We start from the raw sequence: 869 nt of genomic DNA on the forward strand, positions 1-869 counted from the left end.
CGGCTGGCCGCCGGTGTCCGGGGCCAGGCGCAACAGGACCGCGCGCACCAGCGGCGGCGTCGCCAGGTCGAACGGCAGGCTGGCCTGGCGCTGGATCTCACGCTCGAGCTCGACCTGCTGGCGCGCTGCGTCGTGATGCCGCAGGTCCACCACCTGCAGCTGGCCGGCACCGGCGGCGGCGATGCTGGCAAACGGTTCGCCCTCGTCGTCCTCGTGGTAACCGGTGCGCAGGATCTCGTGGCGCGCAATCAGGGCCTGCAGGCTCCGTTGCAACGCCGTTTCGTCCAATTGACCGTCCAGTTGCAGGGTGGTCGTCATGTTGTAGGCGGCCGACGCTCCCTGCAGCCGGTCGACCAGCCACAGGCGCTGTTGCATCGGCGACAGCGGCATGCGTGGCTGGCGCGGGACGGCCTGCAGTTCCAGCGCCTGCAACGCCGCCGCCGGTGCCTGTGCCAGTTGCGCTGCCAGGGCCTGCAGCACCGGCGTGGCAAACAGCATGCGCAAGCTCAGTGCCGATTGCGGATCGCGGGCGCGCCAGCGCGCCAGTACACTGGTGGCCAGCAGCGAGTGCCCGCCCAGGGCGAAGAAGTTGTCCTGGCGCCCGACACGCTCGATGCCCAGCACCTCCTGCCAGATCGCCGCCAACTGCTGCTCGATCTCGCCCACCGGTTCGGCATACGCCGCTTCGCTGCCCCGCTCCACCGCCGGCAAGGCCTTGCGGTCGATCTTGCCGTTGGTGCTCAAGGGCAGCCGGGGCAACTGCACCATCGCCGCCGGCACCATGTATTGCGGCAGGCGCTGGCCCAGTGCTGCGCGTACCGCCCTTTCATCGATGCCCTCGCCCGCCACGTAGGCCACCAGCAGCTGGC

The 869-nt window shown here is 70.4% G+C and carries 1 protein-coding gene; it reads right to left on the minus strand.

The window, feature by feature from the left end:
* On the minus strand, positions 1–869 hold an 869-nt coding region (locus PMI40_RS22795; RefSeq protein ID WP_008120478.1), incomplete at both ends, for a condensation domain-containing protein.

It is taken from the genome of Herbaspirillum sp. YR522 (assembly GCF_000282575.1).
GTDB lineage: Bacteria > Pseudomonadota > Gammaproteobacteria > Burkholderiales > Burkholderiaceae_D > Herbaspirillum.